This window comes from Kaistia soli DSM 19436, assembly GCF_900129325.1.
In the GTDB taxonomy this organism is placed as follows: domain Bacteria; phylum Pseudomonadota; class Alphaproteobacteria; order Rhizobiales; family Kaistiaceae; genus Kaistia; species Kaistia soli.
On sequence record NZ_FQUP01000010.1, the window covers coordinates 30,911 to 49,110 of the forward strand.

Below are 18,200 nucleotides of genomic sequence, written 5' to 3' on the forward strand. Positions count from 1 at the left end.
ATCACCCACCCAAGAGGCTTTGAACCATGAAAACCATACTGATCACCGGCTGCTCTTCAGGCTATGGGCTTGAAACAGCACGCTATTTTGTCTCCCGGCAGTGGAACGTCATTGCGACGATGCGCGCGCCGCGCGAAGACATCTTGCCGCGTTCGGAGAACCTGCGCGTTCTGCCGCTCGACGTCACGAGCGACGCCAGCATCGCCCGGGCGATCGAAGCCGCCGGACCGATCGATGCGCTAGTCAACAATGCGGGCATCGGCGTCGTTGGCGCTTTCGAAGCAACCCCGATGCCCCACATCCGCAAGGTTTTTGATACCAACACCTTCGGCGTCATGGCCATGACGCAGGCCGTCATTCCCCAGATGCGGGAGCGCCGATCCGGCGTGATCGTCAACGTGACGTCGAGCGCGACCCTCGCTCCGATGCCCTTGGCGGCTGCGTACACTGCCAGCAAACAGGCCATCGAGGGCTTCACTGGCTCACTCGCTCACGAGCTCGGGCACTTCGATATTCGGGTAAAGCTCGTCGAGCCCGGCTATGCGCCGACCACCAGCTTCCCCCAGAACACGTCGGTACGGGTCGAAGACCTGATTCCGGCAGCCTATGCCGCGTTTGCGGCGCCGATCTTCGAGGCCTTCGCGCAGCCCGCCTTGACCACGCGGGAAATCGACGTCGCGGAGGCCATATGGCGGGCGGTCCACGACGGCGCCGGCCATCTTCGCTTTCCGGCCGGGGCGGATGCCGTCGCGCTCTCCCAAGCCGCTTGATCATAGATGAGCGCCAGCCTCGATCCATCGAGAGCTGACGTCTCTCCGGCGCCAAATTTGTTTCCAATCACGGAAAGCATCTCGCCAAGCGTCACGCCTGTTGCTATAGTTTCCACATTTGGAAACCATAGGTGCGCCGTGACCCTGACGCTTTACATGCATCCGCTTGCCTCGTTCTGCCACAAGGTACTCATCGCGCTCTATGAGAACGAAACGCCGTTCGTGGCCGAGACCGTCGACTTCAGTAATCCCGGCGCGGCGGCGGCGCATCTCGATCGATGGCCGGTCGGCAAGATCCCCGTGCTGCATGACGGCGTCGCAGACCGCATCGTTCCGGAAACGACTATTATCATCGAATATCTGCAGCGACATTTTCCGGGCCCTGTTCGGCTCATCCCGGATGATGCCGACGCGCAGCTCGAAGTCCGGCTCCTCGATCGCTTCTTCGATCTCTATGTCAGCGTACCCATGCAGAAGATCGTGACCGATCGCCTTCGTCCCGAGGGCGGCACGGATCCGCATGGCGTCGCCGAGGCGCATGCGATGCTTGATCTGGCCTATGCCATGATCGAGACGCGGATGGCGGGCCGTGAATGGGCGGCCGGCGATGCCTTCACGCTTGCGGATTGTTCGGCACTGCCGGCCCTGTTCTTCGCCTCGATCGTCCATCCGTTCGCCGACGACCAGCGGCTCCTCGCCGACTATCTGGACCGACTGATGCAGCGGCCCTCGGTCATGCGCGTCCTGACCGAAGCGCAGCCCTATTTTGGGCTCTTCCCTTATCGGGATGCCATGCCGAAGCGCTATGCCGAGGCCCGCTGGTGACCGCAGAACCGCCCGACCACTTTGACCGCCTCTTCCAGGCGCTCGTCGATCCTTACCGCAGGGGATTCATCGAGCGGCTGGCCAAAGGGCCGGCCTCCGTCACCGAACTCGCCGCTCCGGCCGATGTCGGCTTGCCGGCCGTGCTGAAGCATCTCCGCGTCCTGGAGGATGGCGGCATCGTGGCGTCCGAGAAAATCGGACGCGTGCGCACCTATCGCATCCGCGCCGATGCGTTCGCGAATATCAATCAATGGATCGGACAGCGGCAGGCCGACATGAACGCGGCGTTCGACCGCCTGGCCGTCCTGATGGCCGAGATACCGGAAGAGAAGGATCACTGATGGGCGTCGCCGTGGACCACCGCACCTTCGTCATCGAGCGCGAACTTCCCGGCAGCGTCGGGCATGCGTTCCGCTTCTGGTCCGATCATCAATTGAAGCGGCGCTGGACCAGCTGCCACCCCGATTGGCACGTCATCGAGGACCGGCTCGACTTCCGCGTGGACGGCGGCGAGCGCCTTCTCTGGCGGATGCCGGACGGCACCGAACAGGCGATGCTCGCCCACTATCTCGAGATCCTGCCATTCGTCCGCATCGTCTACGCCTACACGATGCGGACGAATGGCAGCAGCATCTCCTCTTCGCTGGTGACGGTCGAATTCGGCGCGCGCGGCCCGAGCACAATCATGACCTTCACCGAACAGGCCGTCTTCGGCCGCGCGCGCGACGGCGATATCCGCGAAACCGGCACCGGGAGCGGCTTCGACCGTTTGCGCGACATCATGAGCGCGGAACAGGCGCAGTCCGACGCCGTAAAATAGCGCCGCCGCTTTGAGCGAGCGCAATGTGGGGAACAGGACGAACGGTTATCCGGGCCTGAGACGGCAGGTCGGATGGCCGAGGCCTGCCGTCTCAGCGGTCCAATGCGGGACCGGAAGGGCCATCGGACGATCTGGCAATGAACGCACATGTCTCGCCGATGACGGCAACGCCGCCTCCCCTCGCCGAGGTCGCGCGCCGCATGGTGCCCCGCTATACCTCCTATCCCACCGCACCGCACTTCTCGCCCGCCGTCACGCCGTCGATCCATGCCGGCTGGCTCGAACAGGTGGCGAAGCGGGGCGAAGCGGTCTCGCTCTATCTGCACATCCCGTTCTGCCGTTCGATCTGCGCCTATTGCGGCTGCACCACCAAGGCCTCGCTTCGCGACGCGCCGATCCGCGCCTATGCCGCGGCGCTGCATCGTGAAATCGCGCTCGTCGCCGCCCATGTCGGCCGCGTCAGAGTCTCGCATCTGCATTGGGGTGGCGGCACGCCGAATATCCTGCCTCCCGACTGCATGGCGGCGCTGGTCGATGATCTCGCGAGCCGCTTCTCGTTTCAGCTCGATATGGAGCATGCTGTCGAGCTCGATCCGCGCCACGTGACGCCGGACGGGGCGCGGCAGCTCGCAGCGCTCGGCGTCAACCGGGCGAGCCTCGGCATCCAGACGCTCGATCCCGTGGTCCAGGAAGCCATCGGGCGCATCCAGCCCTTCGATGTCGTCGCCGCATCCTTCCTGGCCCTGCGCGAGGCGGGTATCAATGCCGTCAATGCCGATCTGATGTATGGCCTGCCGCATCAGACACTGCCGATGATCAAGGATACGGCCGAGCGCATGCTGACGCTGCGGCCGGACCGGATCGCCATCTTCGGCTATGCCCATGTGCCCTGGATGAAGCCGAACCAGAAGCTGATCGACGATGCGGCGCTGCCGAGTTCCGAGGCACGCCTGGAGCAGGCCAGTGAGGCGCGGGCCGTGTTCGAGGCGGCCGGCTATATCGAGATCGGCATCGACCATTTTGCCGCGCCGGACGATCCGCTCGCCCTCGCGCGGCAGGCGGGCCAGCTTCGGCGTAACTTCCAGGGCTATACGAACGACGCCGCGACGACGCTGATCGGCATCGGTGCTTCGTCGATCAGTCGCACGCCCCAAGGCTTTGCCCAGAATGCCCCGGATACGCTCGGCTGGCAGCGCGCCATCGAGGCCGGCATGCTGCCGATTGTGCGCGGCAAGGCCTTCGAAGGCGAGGATCTCATGCGCGCGGACATCATCGAGAGTCTCCTCTGCGATTTCGCGGTCGATCTCGCGGCGGTCGCGAGTCGGCACGACACCACGCCCGAAGCGCTCGCCGACGCGGTCGAGCGGCTGCAGCCGCTGATTGCCGCCGGCTTCGTCGCGGCGGATGGCGATCGCATCGCTATCCTCAGGCACCGCCATGAGATCGCACGCGTCGTCGCCTCCGAGTTCGATACCTATCTCGGCCGCGGCGGGCGGCATTCGGTGGCGGTCTAGGCGTCAGAACGCCTTCGCCGCAACGGGCGCGCACCGATTGCGGCGCTTCGTCCGGGGTGCCGTGACGCGGGATGCTTGATTGCTGCCGCACCGCATGGCAACGAAAGGCATGTCCTCCTCCGCCAGCACACCCGCCGCCGATCCCGTCGCCCTCCTCAGCGCGCTCATCCGCTGCCCGTCGGTAACGCCCGCCGAGGGCGGCGCCCTCGCGCTTCTCGAAAGCGTGCTGGCTCCTGCCGGCTTCCGCGTTTCGCGGCCCGTGTTCAGCGAAGCCGGCACGCCCGACGTCGAGAATCTCTTTGCGACCATCGGCTCCGGGTCGCCGCATCTGGTCTTTGCCGGCCACACGGATGTCGTGCCGCCCGGCGACGCGGCGCGCTGGCGTCATGATCCCTTCAGTGGCGCAGTCGACGAAGGCTTCCTCTTCGGCCGCGGCGCCGTCGACATGAAGGGCGGCATCGCGGCCTTTCTCGCCGCGGCGATTGATTTCCTCGGCGGCCGCAACGGCACATTCAAGGGCTCGATCTCGCTTCTGATCACTGGCGACGAAGAGGGACCATCGCTCAATGGCACGGTCAAGCTGCTCGACTGGGCAGCGCGCGAGGGTCACCGGTTCGACGGCGCGATCGTCGGCGAGCCGACCAATCCGAAGGCCCTCGGCGACGCCATCAAGGTCGGCCGGCGCGGCAGCCTTTCCGGGCGCATCACCGTGTTCGGCCGCCAGGGCCATGTCGCCTATCCCGATCTCGCCATCAACCCGATCCCGCAACTGGTCAAGCTGGTGCGGCGGCTGACGGCGGAGGCTCTCGACGACGGCTCGGAGCGCTTCGATCCGTCCAACCTGGAATTCGTCGGCCTCGACGTCGACAACACCGCATGGAACGTCATTCCGGCCGAAGCGAGCGCCCGCTTCAACATCCGCTTCAACGACCAGTGGACGGTCGAGACGCTTGAGGCCTGGCTTGCCGCCCGGCTCGACGAGGCCGCTGGCAACGAGATTGCCTATGAACTCGATCTGCAGCCGGGCTGGAGCCAGTCCTTCCTCACCCATTCGCCTGAATTGATCGATGCGCTGAGCGATGCCGTCGAGGCCGTGACCGGCCGCCGGCCGGAGCTCTCGACATCGGGCGGCACCTCGGATGCGCGCTTCATCAAGGACTATTGCCCAGTGGTCGAGTTCGGCCTTGTCGGGCAGACGATGCACCAGATCGACGAACGCGCGTCGGTCGATGACCTCAGGGCTCTGACCGCCATCTATCGCCGGTTCCTTGACCGCTGGTTCGGTTAAGGCACGGCCGCCGATGTTCGATCCAGCTTCTATCGCCGCGATCCGCAGCGCCTTCGATCTCTTTCTCGGCCGGCGCGATGCGCTGGCGCGCTTCGATGTCAGCATCGACGGTTTCTGGCATTCGTTCCGGGCGATTTTCTACGTTCTGCCCTTCTTCGCGATCAACGCGGCGGTCGAGCATCGCATGATGCTCTCCGATGCGGTCGTCGAGAATGTCTCCGACGGCGCCTTCGTCGCCGCCCGCCTCGTCGACTACGGCATCGACTGGATCGCGATGCCTGCGCTGCTCGCTTTGTTCGCGCAGCGGCTCGGCATATCCCGGACGTTCGCCCCCTATATCGTCGTCCGCAATTGGGCGCTGGTCGTGATGTCGGCGCCGCAAGCGCTGGTCTCGCTGCTGCTCGGCTTCGGCATGCTGTCGTTCGAGATCTCGGCTGCCGTGTCCATGATCATCCTCGGCGTGATGCTCCGCTTCCACTACCTGATCATCCGCTGGACGCTCGCGAAGTCGGTCGCCTTCTCGATCGGCCTCGTCGCCGCGGATATCGCGCTAAGCCTCGTCCTCAGCGAGGTCATCGACCGTCTGTTCGGGCTCTGAACCCGGCGCTGCGGGATAGTCGACGCGGACGAGATAGAGCCCGCCGGGAGGCGCGACCGGGCCGCAGGCCTTGCGGTCGCGCGCCTCCAGCACCGCGCCGACCGCTTCGGGAGGCCATTTGCCCTCGCCGACCTTCTTCAGCGTCCCGACCATCGAGCGCACCTGATTGTGCAGGAACGAGCGCGCCGACACCTCGAACAGCACCTCGTCGCCCCGCCGCGAGATGACGAGCGCATCGAGCGTCTTCATCGGGCTCCTGGCCTGGCAGTCGGCCGAGCGAAAAGTCGTGAAATCGTGGTGGCCGATCAAGAGCGCCGCCCCTGCGCGCATCGCCTCGATGTCAAGCCGGCGTCGGACATCCCAGACGCGGTCGATATCGAGCGCGGCCGGGGCGCGGCGGTCGACGATGCGATAGAGATAATGCCGCCGCGTCGCGGAACGTCGCGCGTCGAACGCGTCTGGCACGGCGTCGGCGCTTATGATGGCGATCGGTGCCGGTCTCAGCTGGGCATTCATCGCATCGCGGATGCGGTCGCCGCGCCAGATGCCCGGCAGATCGAAGTGACCGACCTGCCCGAGCGCATGGACGCCGGTGTCGGTCCGGCCAGCCCCCTGCAGCACCGCCTTCTCGCCGGAAAAGCGGAAAATCGCCTCTTCGATCGTCTGCTGCACCGAGGGCGCATTGGCCTGCTTCTGCCAGCCGGCATAGGGCCGGCCGTCATATTCGATCAGGATCTTGTAACGCGGCATCAGCCGAGCCGCGCGCCTGGCGCAACCACCGCCCCGCGCAGGAACGCCTCGGCGGTGAGCGGCTTGCCGCCGGCGCGCTGCAGCTCGACGAGGCGCACGGCGCCCGTGCCGCAGGCGACCGTCATGCGGTCGTCGAGCACCGCGCCGGGGAGGCCCGCGCCGTCGGCGAGCGTCGAGCGCAGGATCTTCACCCGCTCCGTCCTGCCGGCGAGATCCATCTCGCACCAGGCGCCGGGAAAGGGCGAGAGACCGCGGATATGATTGTGAACCTCGGCCGCCGGCCGCGACCAGTCGATGCGCGTCTCACCCTTGTCGATCTTGGCGGCATAGGTCACGCCGTCCTCGGTCTGCGGGACCGCGCCGAGCGCGCCACGCGACAGGGCCGCCAGCGCGCGCACCATCAGATCGGCACCGAGCCGTGCCAGCCTGTCATGCAGGTCGCCAGTCGTCGCGTCGGACGGAATCGCCAGCCGCTCGGCCATCGCGACGGGGCCGGTGTCGAGCCCCTCCTCCATGCGCATAACCATGACGCCGGTCTCGCTGTCGCCAGCCATGATGGCGCGATGGATCGGCGCGGCGCCGCGCCAGCGCGGCAGGAGCGAGGCATGCAGGTTGAGACAGCCCTCGCGCGGTGCGTCGAGGATGGGTTTCGGCAGGATCAGGCCATAGGCGACGACGACAGCGACATCGACATCGAGCGCCGCGAAATCCGCCTGCTCCGCCTCGCCCCTTAGCGAACGCGGCGTGAAGACCGGGATGCCGAAGCGCTCGGCGATGGCATGGACCGGCGACTTCCGCTCCTCCATGCCGCGGCCGGCTGGACGCGGCGCGCGCGAATAGACGGCGACAACCTCATGTCCCTGGCCGATGATCTCGGTCAGCGTCGGCACCGCGAAATCCGGCGTGCCCATGAAGGCGATGCGGAGGCTCATTGCCTCATGCCTTTTCGTCGGCGCGGGACTTGAACTCCGGCTTGATCCCGGACTTGGCGGCCTTGACGAATTTGCGGATCACCATCTCGCGCTTGAGGCGCGAGAGATAGTCGATGAACAGCGTGCCGTTGAGATGGTCAACTTCGTGCTGGATGCAAGTTGCCAGCAAGCCTTCGGCATTCATCTCCTGCTGCTTGCCATCCCGATCGAGATAGCGAACCCGCACGCCAGCCGGACGCTCGACCTCGGCATAATAGTCGGGGATCGAGAGGCAGCCTTCTTCATAGACGGAGCGGTCGTCGGTGGAGGCGACGATCTCGGGATTGATCAGGAAGAGCGGCGTCTTCGCATCGCCCTCCTCGCGGCCGGACACATCGATCGTTACCACGCGGCGCGGCACGCCGACCTGGATCGCGGCGAGACCGATGCCGGGCGCCTCGTACATCGTCTCGAGCATGTCGTCCATGAAGCGGCGCAACTCGTCGTCGACGCGCTCGACGGGCGCGCTGGCGAGACGCAGCTTCGGGTCCGGCAGGGTGATGATATCGAGCTTGGCCATGAAGTTCCTCGGCGATGCCGCTCCAGATAGGCAATCAGGCCGAAAGGGTCAATCGCCGAAACCGGCCGGCCGCTTGAGCAATGCGGGGCAACGTTCTCGTTTTGATCTGGTTTCGCGGCAAAAATCTGCTATCTCGTTTGAGCCATGCAGCAGCCCCTCTTCATTGTCGCCGGACGATCGATCACCCTTGGAGAAGCCGTCCTGGCCCTTTGCGGGCTGGCGGCTCTTCTCGTCATCCTACTGGTGATCGCGATCTGGCGCGGCCAGCGCCGTCAGGCAGAGGCGGAAGCCGACCGCTATGCCGAGGAGCGCGCCGTGGAGGACCGGATCGGCGAACTCGTCCGCCTGCAGAGCGAGATGACCGGTCGCATGAATGCCATGGCGGAGGTGCTCGGACGACGCCAGGCCGATCTGGTGCATGGTCTTTCCGAGCGGATGGACATGCTCGGCCACCGCGTCGGCGAGAAGCTCGCCGAATCGACCCGCTCCGCTCATGCCGACCTTTCGAAGCTCAACGAACGCCTCGCCGTCATCGACACGGCTCAGAAGAACCTTACGGAATTGTCGAGTCAGGTCGTCGGCCTTCAGTCGATCCTCTCCAACAAGCAGACGCGTGGCGCCTTCGGCCAAGGTCGGATGGAGGCAATCGTGCAGGATGGCCTGCCGCGTGGGCGCTATGCCTTCCAGGCGACACTTTCCAATGGCAACCGGCCGGATTGCCTGATCGAATTCCCGAATGGCACACCCGGCCTCGTCGTTGACGCCAAGTTCCCGCTTGAGGCCTGGAACGCCATCCGCGCCGCGTCGGGACCGGAGGCCTTGCGCGCCGCCGAAGCGCAGTTTCGCCGTGACGTCATCCGCCATGTGCGCGACATCGCCGAGCGCTACCTGATCCCCGGCGAGACGCAAGAAACGGCCTTCATGTTCGTGCCGTCGGAATCGGTGTTTTCCGATATCCATGAGCGGTTCGAGGATGTCGTGCAGCAGGCGCATCGCCTTCGGGTCGTGATCGTCTCGCCCTCGCTGCTGCTGCTCTCGATCCAGGTCATCCAGTCGGTGCTGCGCGATGCCGAGATGCGCGAGCAGGCGCATGTCATCCAGAACGAGGTGCGCAAGCTGATCGAGGATGTCGGCCGGCTCGATGACCGCGTCTTGAAGCTGCAGTCGCATTTCGGCCAGGCGACGAAGGACGTCGAGGACATCCTGATCTCGACCCGCAAGGTCAAGCAACGCGGGGCGCGAATCGACGGCCTGGAATTCGGCGAGGAGGCCGCCGAGCCTGCACCGGCGCTGCAGCGCGATTTGCTGGCAGGCGAATGAGCCGATGAGCGCCGCCGGCCGCGTCCTTCGCAGCGCCGCCGCTTATTTCGCCGTCGTCTTCTGCGCCGGATTCATCCTCGGCATCATCCGCACGCTGTGGCTGGCTCCGCGCGTCGGCGCGACGCTGGCGGTCGCGGTGGAGCTGCCGATCTTACTTGCCGTATCTATCATCGTCGCGGATCGGCTCATGCGCCGTTTCGCGGTCAGGGGACGGCGCGAGCCCCTCTTCATGGGTGGCTGCGCCTTCGTCTTGCTGATGCTGGCTGAGTTCACTTTCGCCGCAGGGCTCGCCGGAACGTCGCCTGCCACCTATGCCGCCTCGATGGCGACCCCGGCGGGCGCGCTCGGCCTTTTCGGCCAGATCCTGTTCGCGCTCATCCCCACGGCGTTGGCAACCCGAGCAGCACGTCAGTAACCGCGCCCATGCTCCGCGAGAAAAGCGGCTTCCTCCGGCGTATTCTCCCGCCCGAGAACGGCATTGCGATGCGGGAAGCGGCCGAAACGGCGGATCAGATCGCGATGCTTGATCGCGAAGTCGAGATAGTTGCGATAGGTGTCCGCCTGGGCTGCCGGCGCATCGCCAAGCAGCGCTTCATAGAGCGCGACCGAGAATTCCTGGTCGGCTATATCCTCGCTGTGCTCGAACGGCAGATAGAGGAAACAGCGCTCGATCAGCGCAAAACGCTCTACCCCGCTTTCGACGAGCGCGCGCGCATGGCGCCGTGCCGTCGCGTCATAGGCGAACGCCCGACCATCGTCGCGGAAGATGTTGCGCGGGAACTGATCGAGCATGATGACAAGGCCGATCGCCTCCGCGCGGTCGAGCTGATCGACCGGCCAGTCATTCGCCGCAACGGCGTCCAGGAACGGCCCGAAGATCGAGAAGATCTGCGCATCCGTGGCGTCGCTTCGCTCGAACCAGATGCCCGCCTTTTCCGCAGGGAAATAGTCCTTGGAGGGCAGGTGCCCGCACCAGAAGTGGTGCGCCTCGATGAGGATGTCGTCCGGGATCATATCGGGCCTCAGAAGGGCGTGCGCGCGCGGATGGCGGCCGAAAGCGTGCCTTCGTCGAGATAATCGAGTTCGCCGCCGACTGGCACGCCATGCGCGAGGCGCGAGACCTTTACCGGCAGCCCGGCCAGGCGGTCGGTGATGACATGGGCCGTCGCCTGGCCGTCGACCGTGGCGTTCACCGCGATGATCACCTCGGACACATCCCCGCCCGCGCAGCGCGCGACGAGCTGGTCGATCGTGAGATCCTCCGGCCCGACGCCATCGAGCGGCGACAGCGTGCCGCCGAGTACGTGATAACGCGCATTGATCGCCGCCGCGCGTTCAAGCGCCCAGAGATCGGAGACGTCCTCCACCACGACGATCGTACGGCCGTCGCGGGTCGGGTCGGTGCAGATGATGCACGGGTCGGAGGTATCGACATTGCCGCAGACCGAGCAGGTGACGATGCGCTCGGCGGCCACCGTCATGGCGCCGGCGAGCGGAACGAGCAGAAGGTCCTTCTTCTTGACCAGCGCCAGCGCAGCCCGGCGCGCCGAGCGCGGCCCAAGGCCGGGCAAACGCCCCAAAAGCTGGATCAGCCTCTCGATCTCGGGTCCGGCGACGGCGCGCGGCATGTCAGTCTCCGCTTGGCCGCGATCAGAACGGCAGCTTGAGGCCGGGCGGCAGACCGAGCCCGCCGGTCAGCGACTGCATCTTCTCGGCCAGCAGCTTCTCGGCCTTGCCGCGCGCGTCCGTATGGGCAGCGATGATGAGGTCCTCGAGAATCTCGCCTTCGTCGGCCTTCAGCAGCGATGGGTCGATCGCGATCTTCTTGAGATCGCCCTTGGCCGTCATGGTGACCGTGACGAGCCCGGCCCCGGCGCTGCCCTCGACCTCGAGCACGGCGACCTGCTCCTGCATCTCCTGCATCTTGGACTGCAGTTCCTTCGCCTTGCTCATCATGCCCATGATGTCGCGCATCGGGTTTCACTCCTGTTCGTCAACGTTGGATGGATCAGTCGTCGGTCTGTTCCGACGGATCGTCGGTGAGGTCGCCGATGACATCGGCGGCGACCGGGGCCGGGAGGGCGGCAGCGTCGCTCTCCTCGCCGCGAATCTGCACATCGACGATCTCGGCGCCCGGGAAGCGCGCCAGCACGGCGGCGACAAGCGGATCGGAGCGCGCATCGCTCTTCTGCTTCAGCTGCTCGGCTTCCTGCCGTTCGGCGAGCGTCTGGGTCGTCGCGCCGCGCCCGAGCGACACCATGAACCGTTCCCCGGTCCAATCCGTCAGCTTGCGGCCGATATCGGCCGCGAGCGTCCGCGGCGCATCCGCCGTCGGCTCGAATTCGAGCAGGCCCGGCTCAAAGCGGATGACCCGAACCTCGCGTTCGAGCGCCAGCTTGAGCGGCAGGTCGCGCTTCAGACCCACATAGGCGACGAGGTCCTCGAACCGCTGAAAGCGGATGGCCGGCACGGCCTTAGCCGTGGCGGGAACGGGCTGAGCCGATGCCTCGACCGGTCGGAAAGCCGGTTCGGCCATGCTTCGGCCCTGGCCACCGCCCTGCCCGAAAGCGCTGGATGACGGCGCGCTCGCGCGGGCGCCGGGATCGGGAGACGGTGGCTGCGGGGCGGCTGGCGATGACGGCGCCGGCAACGCGCCGCTCTTCAGGAGACGAAGCGCTTCGTCCGGCGTCGGCAGATCGCTCGCATGGGCGATGCGGATCAACACCATGTCGGCAGCGGCGAGCGGGCGGCTCGATCCCTGCGCTTCCTCGATACCCTTCAGGAGCATCTGCCAGGTTCGCGAAAGAATGCGCAGCGGCAGCGTCGCGGCGAATTCGCCGGCGCGGCGGCGCTCATTCTCGGCCATGCCGGCATCCTCGCCGGCGCCCGGCACGACCTTGATCCGCGTCACCTGATGCGTGAAGGCGGCGAGATCCTGCAACACGACGCCCGGTTCGGCGCCGATGTCATATTGAGCCTTCAACAAGGAGAGCGCGTCTGAGACGCGGCCAGCCATCAACGCCTCGAACAGGTCGATGACGCGGCTGCGGTCGGCGAGGCCGAGCATGCCGCGCACGTCTTCGGCGACGATGGTTCCGGCGCCATGGGCAATCGCCTGGTCGAGCAGCGACAGCGAATCACGCGCCGAACCTTCGGCGGCCCGCGCGATCATGGCGAGCGCTTCCGCGTCGATCGTGACGCCCTCCTGCGCCGTGATCGTCCCGAGCAGGCCGATGAGCCGGTCCTGTTCGATGCGGCGGAGATCGAAGCGCTGACAGCGCGAGAGCACGGTCACCGGGACCTTGCGGATCTCGGTCGTCGCGAAGATGAACTTCACATGCTCCGGCGGCTCTTCGAGCGTCTTCAGGAGGCCGTTGAACGCGGCCCCCGAAAGCATGTGCACCTCGTCGAGGATGTAGACCTTGTAGCGCGCCGACACCGGCTTGTAGCGCACCGCCTCGATGATCTCGCGGATATGGTCGATGCCGTTGTTGGAGGCGGCATCCATCTCGATCACGTCGACATGGCGGCCTTCCATGATCTCGGCGCAGTGGACGCCGAGTTCAGGCATGTCGATGGTCGGCTTATCGATTTTGCCGGGCACGAGATAATTGAGGCCGCGCGCCAGAATGCGGGCGGTCGTCGTCTTGCCGACGCCGCGGACCCCGGTCAGCATATAGGCTTGTGCGATGCGGCCGGTCTCGAAGGCGTTGCGCAGCGTGCGGACCATCGGCTCCTGGCCGACGAGATCGTCAAAGCTCTTCGGACGATATTTGCGCGCGAGGACGCGATAGGCGACAGCCCCCGTGTCCTTGGTCGCGCCCGAGAATTCGCCGCCGTCCATGCCTCGTCCTGTCGCCTCGATCCGGCCAAACGGACCCTCGGGTCCGAACGCACCTGGAGAGCCGGACCCTAGCACAGGCTATGGCCCAGGCTCAGCAGCGGATCAAGAAAGAAGGGGGTAAAGTAGGAGGCTGGCACGCGACCCGTGCCTGGCTCGTTGGGGCTGCTTCCTTCCGGACCTGACCCGATTGGCGAGTGGTACGTCCACCACCAACCTCCCGCGGCGACATATCGTCGTTTCAGAGCCGCTTGGCAAGTCCCCTGTCGAGGCTCGTGCGTCGCGCCGCACGCGACGCACGAGGACCAGCTTTCGTCCCGCCTCCATCTGTGGCGTAATGCCGGCCTCACCGGGCGCCATATCGCGGCCGCCACCACACTCGCCAAAGCCCTCCGCCATGACCCGATCGCTCTTCGACAAGCTCCCCTCACCCGAGGCGAGCACGCTCACCGGCTTCTCCGGCAACCGGCTCGACCGGCGCAGCGAGCAGCGCAACGAAGCGAGCCTTTCGGCCGCCCTCGCCGATCCCTCCGCACGCATCATGCTGCTGCGCGGCGACGAGGCGATGCTGAGAAGCGGCGAAGCGGCCAACGCGCTGTTCACGCTGCGCGAGGCCGAGGCCATCGGCGCCGATCTTGACGAAGTGATCCTGCTTGGCTGGGCCGACGGCACGCCGCGCCTCGCCGCGACCATCACCAGCGAGACCACCTTCGACGCCGATTCGTTCCATGCGGTGTCCATGCGCACGCTCGCGATCAACGGCTCCGCCGGCGGGTTGCTTGCCGATACAGCCGATCCTGAAACGCTGGGCGCCCTCGCGCAGGCGCGCGCGCTGCTGCATTGGCATCGCTCCAGCCGCTTCTGCGGCCGCTGCGGCACGCGGACGGTGATGAGCCAGGGCGGCTATCGGCGCGACTGCCCGAATTGCGACGCGCAGTTCTTTCCGCGCACCGATCCCGTCGCGATCATGCTGGCGATCCGCGACGACCGCTGCCTGATGGGCCGCCAGGCACGCTTTGCCGCCGGCACCTATTCCTGCCTCGCCGGCTTCGTCGAGCCGGGCGAGACGATCGAGGATGCCGTCCGGCGCGAGATTCAGGAGGAGGCCGGCGTCAAGATCGGCCGGGTCGCCTATCACGCTAGTCAGCCCTGGCCGTTTCCGATGTCGCTGATGATCGGCTGCATGGCCGAGGCGCTCACCAGCGAAATCATCCCGGACACCGACGAGCTCGAGGATTGCCGCTGGTTCTCGCGCGAGGAAACCCTCGCCATGCTGGAAGGCCGCCATCCCGACGGCCTCTCGACACCGCCCCGGATGGCCATCGCGCACACCCTCATCAGGGCTTGGGCGGAGGGCGATTGAGACCCGCGCCCTAATGTGGAAACAGTTGGAAACAAAGGGACTAACAGCAATACAAATCTCTCCGTGACGCTTCGCGGCGGTTCGCTACAGTGATTTTCGGCGCATGGGACCATGCGTCAGCGGACCTGATCGCTCCATCGTGGGGCGACGTCTCGGGGGAGATGGCAGGGCGTGAAGACCATTGTGATCAGCCTCCCGCATCGCGTCGACAGGCGCGATACGTTCGAGGCCTGGAACAAGACCCAGCCGCTGGCCTTTTCCTTCCTTCCCGCTGCCGAGGGCGACCGCATCGCGCGTCACCGGCTGATCGAAAGCGGGCTGCTCGACGAGGGCGAGTACAATTTCGGTCCAGGCGCGCTCGGCAATGCGCTGTCGCACGCGGCGATCTGGCGGAACTGCGCCGAAGGCACCGAGCCCTACCTCATCTTCGAGGACGACGCGTGCCTGCGCGGCGACTTCTGGAAGCACGCCAAGCCGATCCTTGAGCGCAATCTCGCCGCCTGCGATGTGATCGTGCTTGGCTACAACACGGATTCGGTCGTTGCCCTGCGCGGCTCGGATGGCGTCGTTTCGGCGATGCGGTTCGACGAGACAGTGAAGAAGCGCCCCGGCTATTTCGAATCCTATTCACGCCTGCATGATGTCAGGCCCAATCTCTTCCGCTGCGTCCAGTTCTGGGGCCTGCTCGCTTATGCGATCACGCCGGCAAGCGCCAAGGTGCTGCTCTCGACGTGCCTGCCGCTCTCGTCACGCGAAGAGGTGACGCTGATCGGTGAAGATCGCGTCATCCGGCCCTATGGCATGGACAGCATGTTCAATCTCGCGCTGCAGAAGGGGATGATCCGGGCCGCGGCCTGCTACCCGGCCCTCGCGCTCGGCCCCAACAACCAGATGACGTCCGACATCCAGACGACCGTCAACATCCAGCTCGCCTGCTGAGTCGAAGCGATCCGCGCCTCAGGCACGCCCATGAGCGCGGAAAGAAGACGCCGGATAGACGCCGAGGATGCGCAGCTCCTCCGAAAAGAAGGCCAGTTCCTGCAGGGCCAGCGTCAGATTCGCCTGGTCGGGATGTCCCTCGACATCGGCATAGAACTGCGTCGCCGTGAATCGTCCGCCAAGCTGGTAACTTTCGAGCTTCGTCATATTGATGCCGTTGGTCGCAAACCCGCCAAGCGCCTTGTAGAGCGCGGCCGGAATGTTGCGCACCCGGAAGACGAAGGTGGTGAGCACGGGACCATTGTCGGCCGGCGCGGTCACGGGCTCGCGCGACAGAATGACGAAGCGGGTCGTGTTGTGCTCGGCGTCTTCCACATTCTCCGCCAGGATGTCGAGACCATAGAGCTCGGCGGCAAAGCGCGGGGCCAGCGCGGCGCGGGTGATATCGCCCGATTCGGCGATGATGCGCGCGGCGCCGGCCGTATCCGCGGCAACGACGGCGCGATAGCCGTGCTCGCGCAGGATGCGGCGGCACTGGCCAAGCCCGTGCACATGGCTCTCCACCGTCTTGATCGTCGCGAGCGTCGCGCCATGCGGCGCCATCAGCTGGAACCGGATCGGCAGGAAATATTCGCCGATGATGTGCAGGCCTGAATCCGGCAGCAGGTGATGGATGTCCGCCACGCGCCCAGCGAGCGAATTCTCGATCGGGATCATCGCGAGATCGACGTCGCCGCGCGACATCGCCTGGAAGCAATCCTCGAAAGTCGGCGCCGGCACGGCCTCGTAGTCCGGATAGACGGCATGCGAGGCGATGTGGGAATTGGCGCCAGGTTCGCCCTGATACACGATTTTCTTCATGGGATGGGTCGTTTCCAGACGTCGCCGAAGCGACGGATGCCCTTGGTCGAGCTAGGTTTTGCGGGAAAGCAGAAGGCGCGCCCGTTCGAGATCGGCCGGAGTATCGACACCGAGCGGCACAGCGTCAACGACCTCGACATCGATGCGCATGCCGGCCTCGAGCGCTCGCAGCTGTTCCAGCCGCTCACGCCGTTCGAGCGGCGATGGCGGCAGCGCGACATAGCGCTCGAGCACCGCCCGGCGATAGGCGTAGAGCCCGATATGATGATAGAGCGGCCCGGCGCCCCAGGGCGCGGTGGCGCGCGTAAAATAGAGCGCCCGCAGCTGCCGTTCCGAGAGCATTCCTTCGACCGTCTTGGGCGAGGCGACGATCTTCACCACGCTGTCATTGGTCTTGTCTGCCTCTTCGGTGATGACAGCCGCGATGGTTCCGATGTCGACTGCCGGATCGGCGAGCGGCGCGAAGGCGGCAGCAACGGAAGACGGCTCTACCGTCGGCAGGTCGCCCTGGACATTGACGACCAGGTCATATCGGCCGCCCGGATCGACGAGGCCGACCGCCTCGTGAATGCGGGATGAGCCGTTCTCGTGATCGGCGCGCGTCAGGACGGCTTCGCCGCCGGCGCGCCGCACCGCAGCCGCGATATCCTTGTCATCGGTCGCCACAAAGACGGGCCCGATCCCAGCCTCCGCCGCGCGGCGCCACACATGCACGATCATCGGTTCGCCGTGGATATCGGCGAGCGGCTTGCCCGGCAGCCGCGTCGAAGCCATGCGGGCCGGCACCATGACCAGGGCCTCTCTTTTCACGCTCATTCGCTTGGCTCCGCCTCATTCACGCCGCGGGTGTCAAAAAGTCTCAATGGCGCGACCTTCATACGTATTGCGCGGCTTGGGCGAAAGCTTGTAGTTTCCGCGCCACATGCTTTGGCTTCTCGTCAACCGACGGGGGTGCCAAGTCCTTATTTTCATTGCGACTGGGGCCGGGACCGATGGATTCCTTCGAGGTCAACAAGATACTGGGCGCGGTCCTTTTCACCCTTTTGGTGGTGATGTCGCTCAGCATTGTCTCGGGGGTGATCTATGCGCCTGCCGAGATGGAGAAGCCGGGCTTCGAGATCGCCGTGGCTGAAGAAGCGCCCGCCGGTGGCGCTGCGGCTCCCGTTGCACAAGACCCGCCGATCGCGACGCTGATGCAGACCGCCAATGCGTCGGCGGGCGAGGCTGTCGCCAAGAAGTGTGCAGCTTGCCATAATTTCGCGGAAGGCGCTGGCGCCAAGGTGGGTCCCGATCTCTACGGCGTCATCGGCCGCCCGATCGGCGAGATGCAGGGCTTCAAATATTCGGCCGCTCTCACCAAGGCGCATGAAGCCGGCGACAAGTGGACCTATGAGCACCTCTATCACTTCCTGAAGAAGCCGAGCGCCGACATGCCCGGCACGGCGATGGGCTTTGCCGGCCTGCCGAAGCCGGAAGACCGCGCCAATGTGATTGCTTACCTGCGCACGCTGGCCGCGACGCCCGAGCCGCTCCCCGCGCCTGAAGCCGCGCCGGCGGCTCCCGCCGATGCGGCGCCGGCTGCAGCACCTGCCGCCCCTGGCGCGGCTCCGGCGCCTGCCGCTCCGGCTCCGGCCGCCCCTGCGCCCGCCGCTCCATAGGCGCCGCGCCTTCATTAAATCTTGGAAAGCTTAGGCCGGAGCCAGTGCTCCGGCCTTTTTCATGCCCGAATTCGCCGAGCTTCTTGGCAGCATGGTTGCCCTCGCTGCATTCAACGCTGACAATGCAGCCAGCCTTTCGGAGAATCGTCCTTGCTCAGAGCC

General features: G+C 65.9%; 21 protein-coding genes and 1 other RNA gene. 12 read left to right on the forward strand and 10 right to left on the reverse strand.

Features of this window, described 5'->3' with window-relative positions; genetic code table 11:
- Positions 1 to 26 precede the first annotated feature (26 nt).
- The 7 genes from BUB39_RS23735 to BUB39_RS23765 all read left to right on the forward strand — a co-directional run bounded on the left by BUB39_RS23735 (position 27) and on the right by BUB39_RS23765 (position 5,815).
- Positions 27 to 770: an SDR family oxidoreductase gene (locus BUB39_RS23735; RefSeq protein WP_073058544.1), complete on the forward strand. Its 744-nt coding sequence runs from the start codon at positions 27 to 29 to the stop codon at positions 768 to 770.
- A 138-nt stretch (positions 771 to 908) separates the two neighbouring features.
- Positions 909 to 1,595 carry a glutathione S-transferase family protein gene (locus tag BUB39_RS23740; protein ID WP_073058545.1) on the forward strand — a complete coding sequence of 229 codons (687 nt, stop codon included), beginning with the start codon at positions 909 to 911 and terminating at the stop codon, positions 1,593 to 1,595.
- Positions 1,592 to 1,936 carry an ArsR/SmtB family transcription factor gene (locus BUB39_RS23745; RefSeq protein WP_073058546.1) on the forward strand — a complete coding sequence of 115 codons (345 nt, stop codon included), beginning with the start codon at positions 1,592 to 1,594 and terminating at the stop codon, positions 1,934 to 1,936. The genes BUB39_RS23740 and BUB39_RS23745 overlap by 4 nt, the downstream gene beginning before the upstream one ends.
- Complete coding sequence (locus tag BUB39_RS23750) at positions 1,936 to 2,415, forward strand: SRPBCC domain-containing protein (RefSeq protein WP_073058547.1); 480 nt, start codon at positions 1,936 to 1,938, stop codon at positions 2,413 to 2,415. The genes BUB39_RS23745 and BUB39_RS23750 overlap by 1 nt, the downstream gene beginning before the upstream one ends.
- A gap of 137 nt (positions 2,416 to 2,552) precedes the next feature.
- Positions 2,553 to 3,929, forward strand: a complete 1,377-nt coding sequence (hemN, locus tag BUB39_RS23755; protein ID WP_084527923.1) for an oxygen-independent coproporphyrinogen III oxidase — start codon at positions 2,553 to 2,555, stop codon at positions 3,927 to 3,929.
- A gap of 109 nt (positions 3,930 to 4,038) precedes the next feature.
- Positions 4,039 to 5,217, forward strand: coding sequence for a succinyl-diaminopimelate desuccinylase (gene dapE, locus BUB39_RS23760; protein ID WP_073058548.1), 1,179 nt, complete (start codon positions 4,039 to 4,041; stop codon positions 5,215 to 5,217).
- A 13-nt stretch (positions 5,218 to 5,230) separates the two neighbouring features.
- Positions 5,231 to 5,815 (forward strand): hypothetical protein, encoded by a 585-nt coding sequence (locus BUB39_RS23765; protein ID WP_073058549.1) that lies wholly within the window; start codon positions 5,231 to 5,233, stop codon positions 5,813 to 5,815.
- On the opposite strand, the gene truA is transcribed toward BUB39_RS23765, so the two are convergent.
- The 3 genes from truA to def are packed head-to-tail and all read right to left on the reverse strand — an operon-like array spanning position 5,768 to position 8,056.
- On the reverse strand, positions 5,768 to 6,565 hold the full coding sequence (truA, locus tag BUB39_RS23770) for a tRNA pseudouridine(38-40) synthase TruA (protein ID WP_073058550.1): 798 nt from the start codon (positions 6,563 to 6,565) through the stop codon (positions 5,768 to 5,770). The genes BUB39_RS23765 and truA overlap by 48 nt on opposite strands.
- Complete coding sequence (fmt, locus tag BUB39_RS23775) at positions 6,565 to 7,497, reverse strand: methionyl-tRNA formyltransferase (protein ID WP_073058551.1); 933 nt, start codon at positions 7,495 to 7,497, stop codon at positions 6,565 to 6,567. The genes truA and fmt overlap by 1 nt, the downstream gene beginning before the upstream one ends.
- A gap of 4 nt (positions 7,498 to 7,501) precedes the next feature.
- Positions 7,502 to 8,056, reverse strand: coding sequence for a peptide deformylase (gene def, locus BUB39_RS23780; RefSeq protein ID WP_073058552.1), 555 nt, complete (start codon positions 8,054 to 8,056; stop codon positions 7,502 to 7,504).
- Positions 8,057 to 8,200: 144 nt separating this feature from the next.
- On the opposite strand from def, the gene BUB39_RS23785 reads away from it, so the two are divergent.
- Positions 8,201 to 9,376 carry a DNA recombination protein RmuC gene (locus tag BUB39_RS23785; protein ID WP_073058553.1) on the forward strand — a complete coding sequence of 392 codons (1,176 nt, stop codon included), beginning with the start codon at positions 8,201 to 8,203 and terminating at the stop codon, positions 9,374 to 9,376.
- Positions 9,377 to 9,380: 4 nt separating this feature from the next.
- The gene (locus tag BUB39_RS23790) at positions 9,381 to 9,791 is read left to right on the forward strand and encodes a hypothetical protein (RefSeq protein ID WP_073058554.1); all 411 of its coding nucleotides are present in this window, start codon (positions 9,381 to 9,383) and stop codon (positions 9,789 to 9,791) included.
- On the opposite strand, the gene BUB39_RS23795 is transcribed toward BUB39_RS23790, so the two are convergent.
- The 5 genes from BUB39_RS23795 to ffs all read right to left on the reverse strand — a co-directional run bounded on the left by BUB39_RS23795 (position 9,785) and on the right by ffs (position 13,438).
- Positions 9,785 to 10,390, reverse strand: a complete 606-nt coding sequence (locus BUB39_RS23795) for a DUF924 family protein (RefSeq protein ID WP_084527925.1) — start codon at positions 10,388 to 10,390, stop codon at positions 9,785 to 9,787. The genes BUB39_RS23790 and BUB39_RS23795 overlap by 7 nt on opposite strands.
- An 8-nt stretch (positions 10,391 to 10,398) precedes the next feature.
- Positions 10,399 to 11,004, reverse strand: coding sequence for a recombination mediator RecR (gene recR / locus BUB39_RS23800; RefSeq protein ID WP_073058555.1), 606 nt, complete (start codon positions 11,002 to 11,004; stop codon positions 10,399 to 10,401).
- Between the two features lie 22 nt (positions 11,005 to 11,026).
- Positions 11,027 to 11,350 (reverse strand): YbaB/EbfC family nucleoid-associated protein, encoded by a 324-nt coding sequence (locus BUB39_RS23805; protein ID WP_073058556.1) that lies wholly within the window; start codon positions 11,348 to 11,350, stop codon positions 11,027 to 11,029.
- Positions 11,351 to 11,384: 34 nt separating this feature from the next.
- Positions 11,385 to 13,220: a DNA polymerase III subunit gamma/tau gene (locus tag BUB39_RS23810; protein WP_073058557.1), complete on the reverse strand. Its 1,836-nt coding sequence runs from the start codon at positions 13,218 to 13,220 to the stop codon at positions 11,385 to 11,387.
- 122 nt (positions 13,221 to 13,342) lie between these two features.
- Positions 13,343 to 13,438: signal recognition particle sRNA small type (gene ffs, locus BUB39_RS23815), an RNA gene on the reverse strand.
- 176 nt (positions 13,439 to 13,614) lie between these two features.
- Here ffs and nudC point away from each other — a divergent pair.
- Entirely contained in the window at positions 13,615 to 14,580 is a 966-nt protein-coding gene (gene nudC / locus BUB39_RS23820; RefSeq protein WP_073058558.1) for an NAD(+) diphosphatase, read from the forward strand.
- A gap of 171 nt (positions 14,581 to 14,751) precedes the next feature.
- Positions 14,752 to 15,519, forward strand: a complete 768-nt coding sequence (locus BUB39_RS23825) for a glycosyltransferase family 25 protein (RefSeq protein WP_073058559.1) — start codon at positions 14,752 to 14,754, stop codon at positions 15,517 to 15,519.
- A gap of 18 nt (positions 15,520 to 15,537) precedes the next feature.
- On the opposite strand, the gene BUB39_RS23830 is transcribed toward BUB39_RS23825, so the two are convergent.
- Entirely contained in the window at positions 15,538 to 16,380 is an 843-nt protein-coding gene (locus BUB39_RS23830) for a prephenate dehydratase (protein ID WP_073058560.1), read from the reverse strand.
- 51 nt (positions 16,381 to 16,431) lie between these two features.
- On the reverse strand, positions 16,432 to 17,196 hold the full coding sequence (locus BUB39_RS23835) for a 3-deoxy-manno-octulosonate cytidylyltransferase (RefSeq protein WP_073058561.1): 765 nt from the start codon (positions 17,194 to 17,196) through the stop codon (positions 16,432 to 16,434).
- 176 nt (positions 17,197 to 17,372) lie between these two features.
- Here BUB39_RS23835 and BUB39_RS23840 point away from each other — a divergent pair, with 176 nt between their 5' ends.
- Positions 17,373 to 18,038, forward strand: a complete 666-nt coding sequence (locus BUB39_RS23840) for a c-type cytochrome (protein ID WP_073058562.1) — start codon at positions 17,373 to 17,375, stop codon at positions 18,036 to 18,038.
- Positions 18,039 to 18,200 lie beyond the last annotated feature (162 nt).

Excerpts from the sequence above, each read along its gene's own strand:
- nudC (WP_073058558.1), top strand. The coding sequence starts at position 13,615 with ATGACCCGATCGCTCTTCGACAAGCTCCCCTCACCCGAGGCGAGCACG.
- hemN (WP_084527923.1), top strand. The coding sequence starts at position 2,553 with ATGAACGCACATGTCTCGCCGATGACGGCAACGCCGCCTCCCCTCGCC.
- BUB39_RS23795 (WP_084527925.1), bottom strand. The coding sequence starts at position 10,390 with ATGATCCCGGACGACATCCTCATCGAGGCGCACCACTTCTGGTGCGGG.
- truA (WP_073058550.1), bottom strand. The coding sequence starts at position 6,565 with ATGCCGCGTTACAAGATCCTGATCGAATATGACGGCCGGCCCTATGCC.
- BUB39_RS23765 (WP_073058549.1), top strand. The coding sequence starts at position 5,231 with ATGTTCGATCCAGCTTCTATCGCCGCGATCCGCAGCGCCTTCGATCTC.
- recR (WP_073058555.1), bottom strand. The coding sequence starts at position 11,004 with ATGCCGCGCGCCGTCGCCGGACCCGAGATCGAGAGGCTGATCCAGCTT.
- def (WP_073058552.1), bottom strand. The coding sequence starts at position 8,056 with ATGGCCAAGCTCGATATCATCACCCTGCCGGACCCGAAGCTGCGTCTC.
- BUB39_RS23735 (WP_073058544.1), top strand. The coding sequence starts at position 27 with ATGAAAACCATACTGATCACCGGCTGCTCTTCAGGCTATGGGCTTGAA.
- BUB39_RS23790 (WP_073058554.1), top strand. The coding sequence starts at position 9,381 with ATGAGCGCCGCCGGCCGCGTCCTTCGCAGCGCCGCCGCTTATTTCGCC.
- dapE (WP_073058548.1), top strand. The coding sequence starts at position 4,039 with ATGTCCTCCTCCGCCAGCACACCCGCCGCCGATCCCGTCGCCCTCCTC.
- BUB39_RS23805 (WP_073058556.1), bottom strand. The coding sequence starts at position 11,350 with ATGCGCGACATCATGGGCATGATGAGCAAGGCGAAGGAACTGCAGTCC.
- BUB39_RS23830 (WP_073058560.1), bottom strand. The coding sequence starts at position 16,380 with ATGAAGAAAATCGTGTATCAGGGCGAACCTGGCGCCAATTCCCACATC.
- fmt (WP_073058551.1), bottom strand. The coding sequence starts at position 7,497 with ATGAGCCTCCGCATCGCCTTCATGGGCACGCCGGATTTCGCGGTGCCG.
- BUB39_RS23785 (WP_073058553.1), top strand. The coding sequence starts at position 8,201 with ATGCAGCAGCCCCTCTTCATTGTCGCCGGACGATCGATCACCCTTGGA.
- BUB39_RS23750 (WP_073058547.1), top strand. The coding sequence starts at position 1,936 with ATGGGCGTCGCCGTGGACCACCGCACCTTCGTCATCGAGCGCGAACTT.
- BUB39_RS23840 (WP_073058562.1), top strand. The coding sequence starts at position 17,373 with ATGGATTCCTTCGAGGTCAACAAGATACTGGGCGCGGTCCTTTTCACC.
- BUB39_RS23810 (WP_073058557.1), bottom strand. The coding sequence starts at position 13,220 with ATGGACGGCGGCGAATTCTCGGGCGCGACCAAGGACACGGGGGCTGTC.
- BUB39_RS23835 (WP_073058561.1), bottom strand. The coding sequence starts at position 17,196 with ATGAGCGTGAAAAGAGAGGCCCTGGTCATGGTGCCGGCCCGCATGGCT.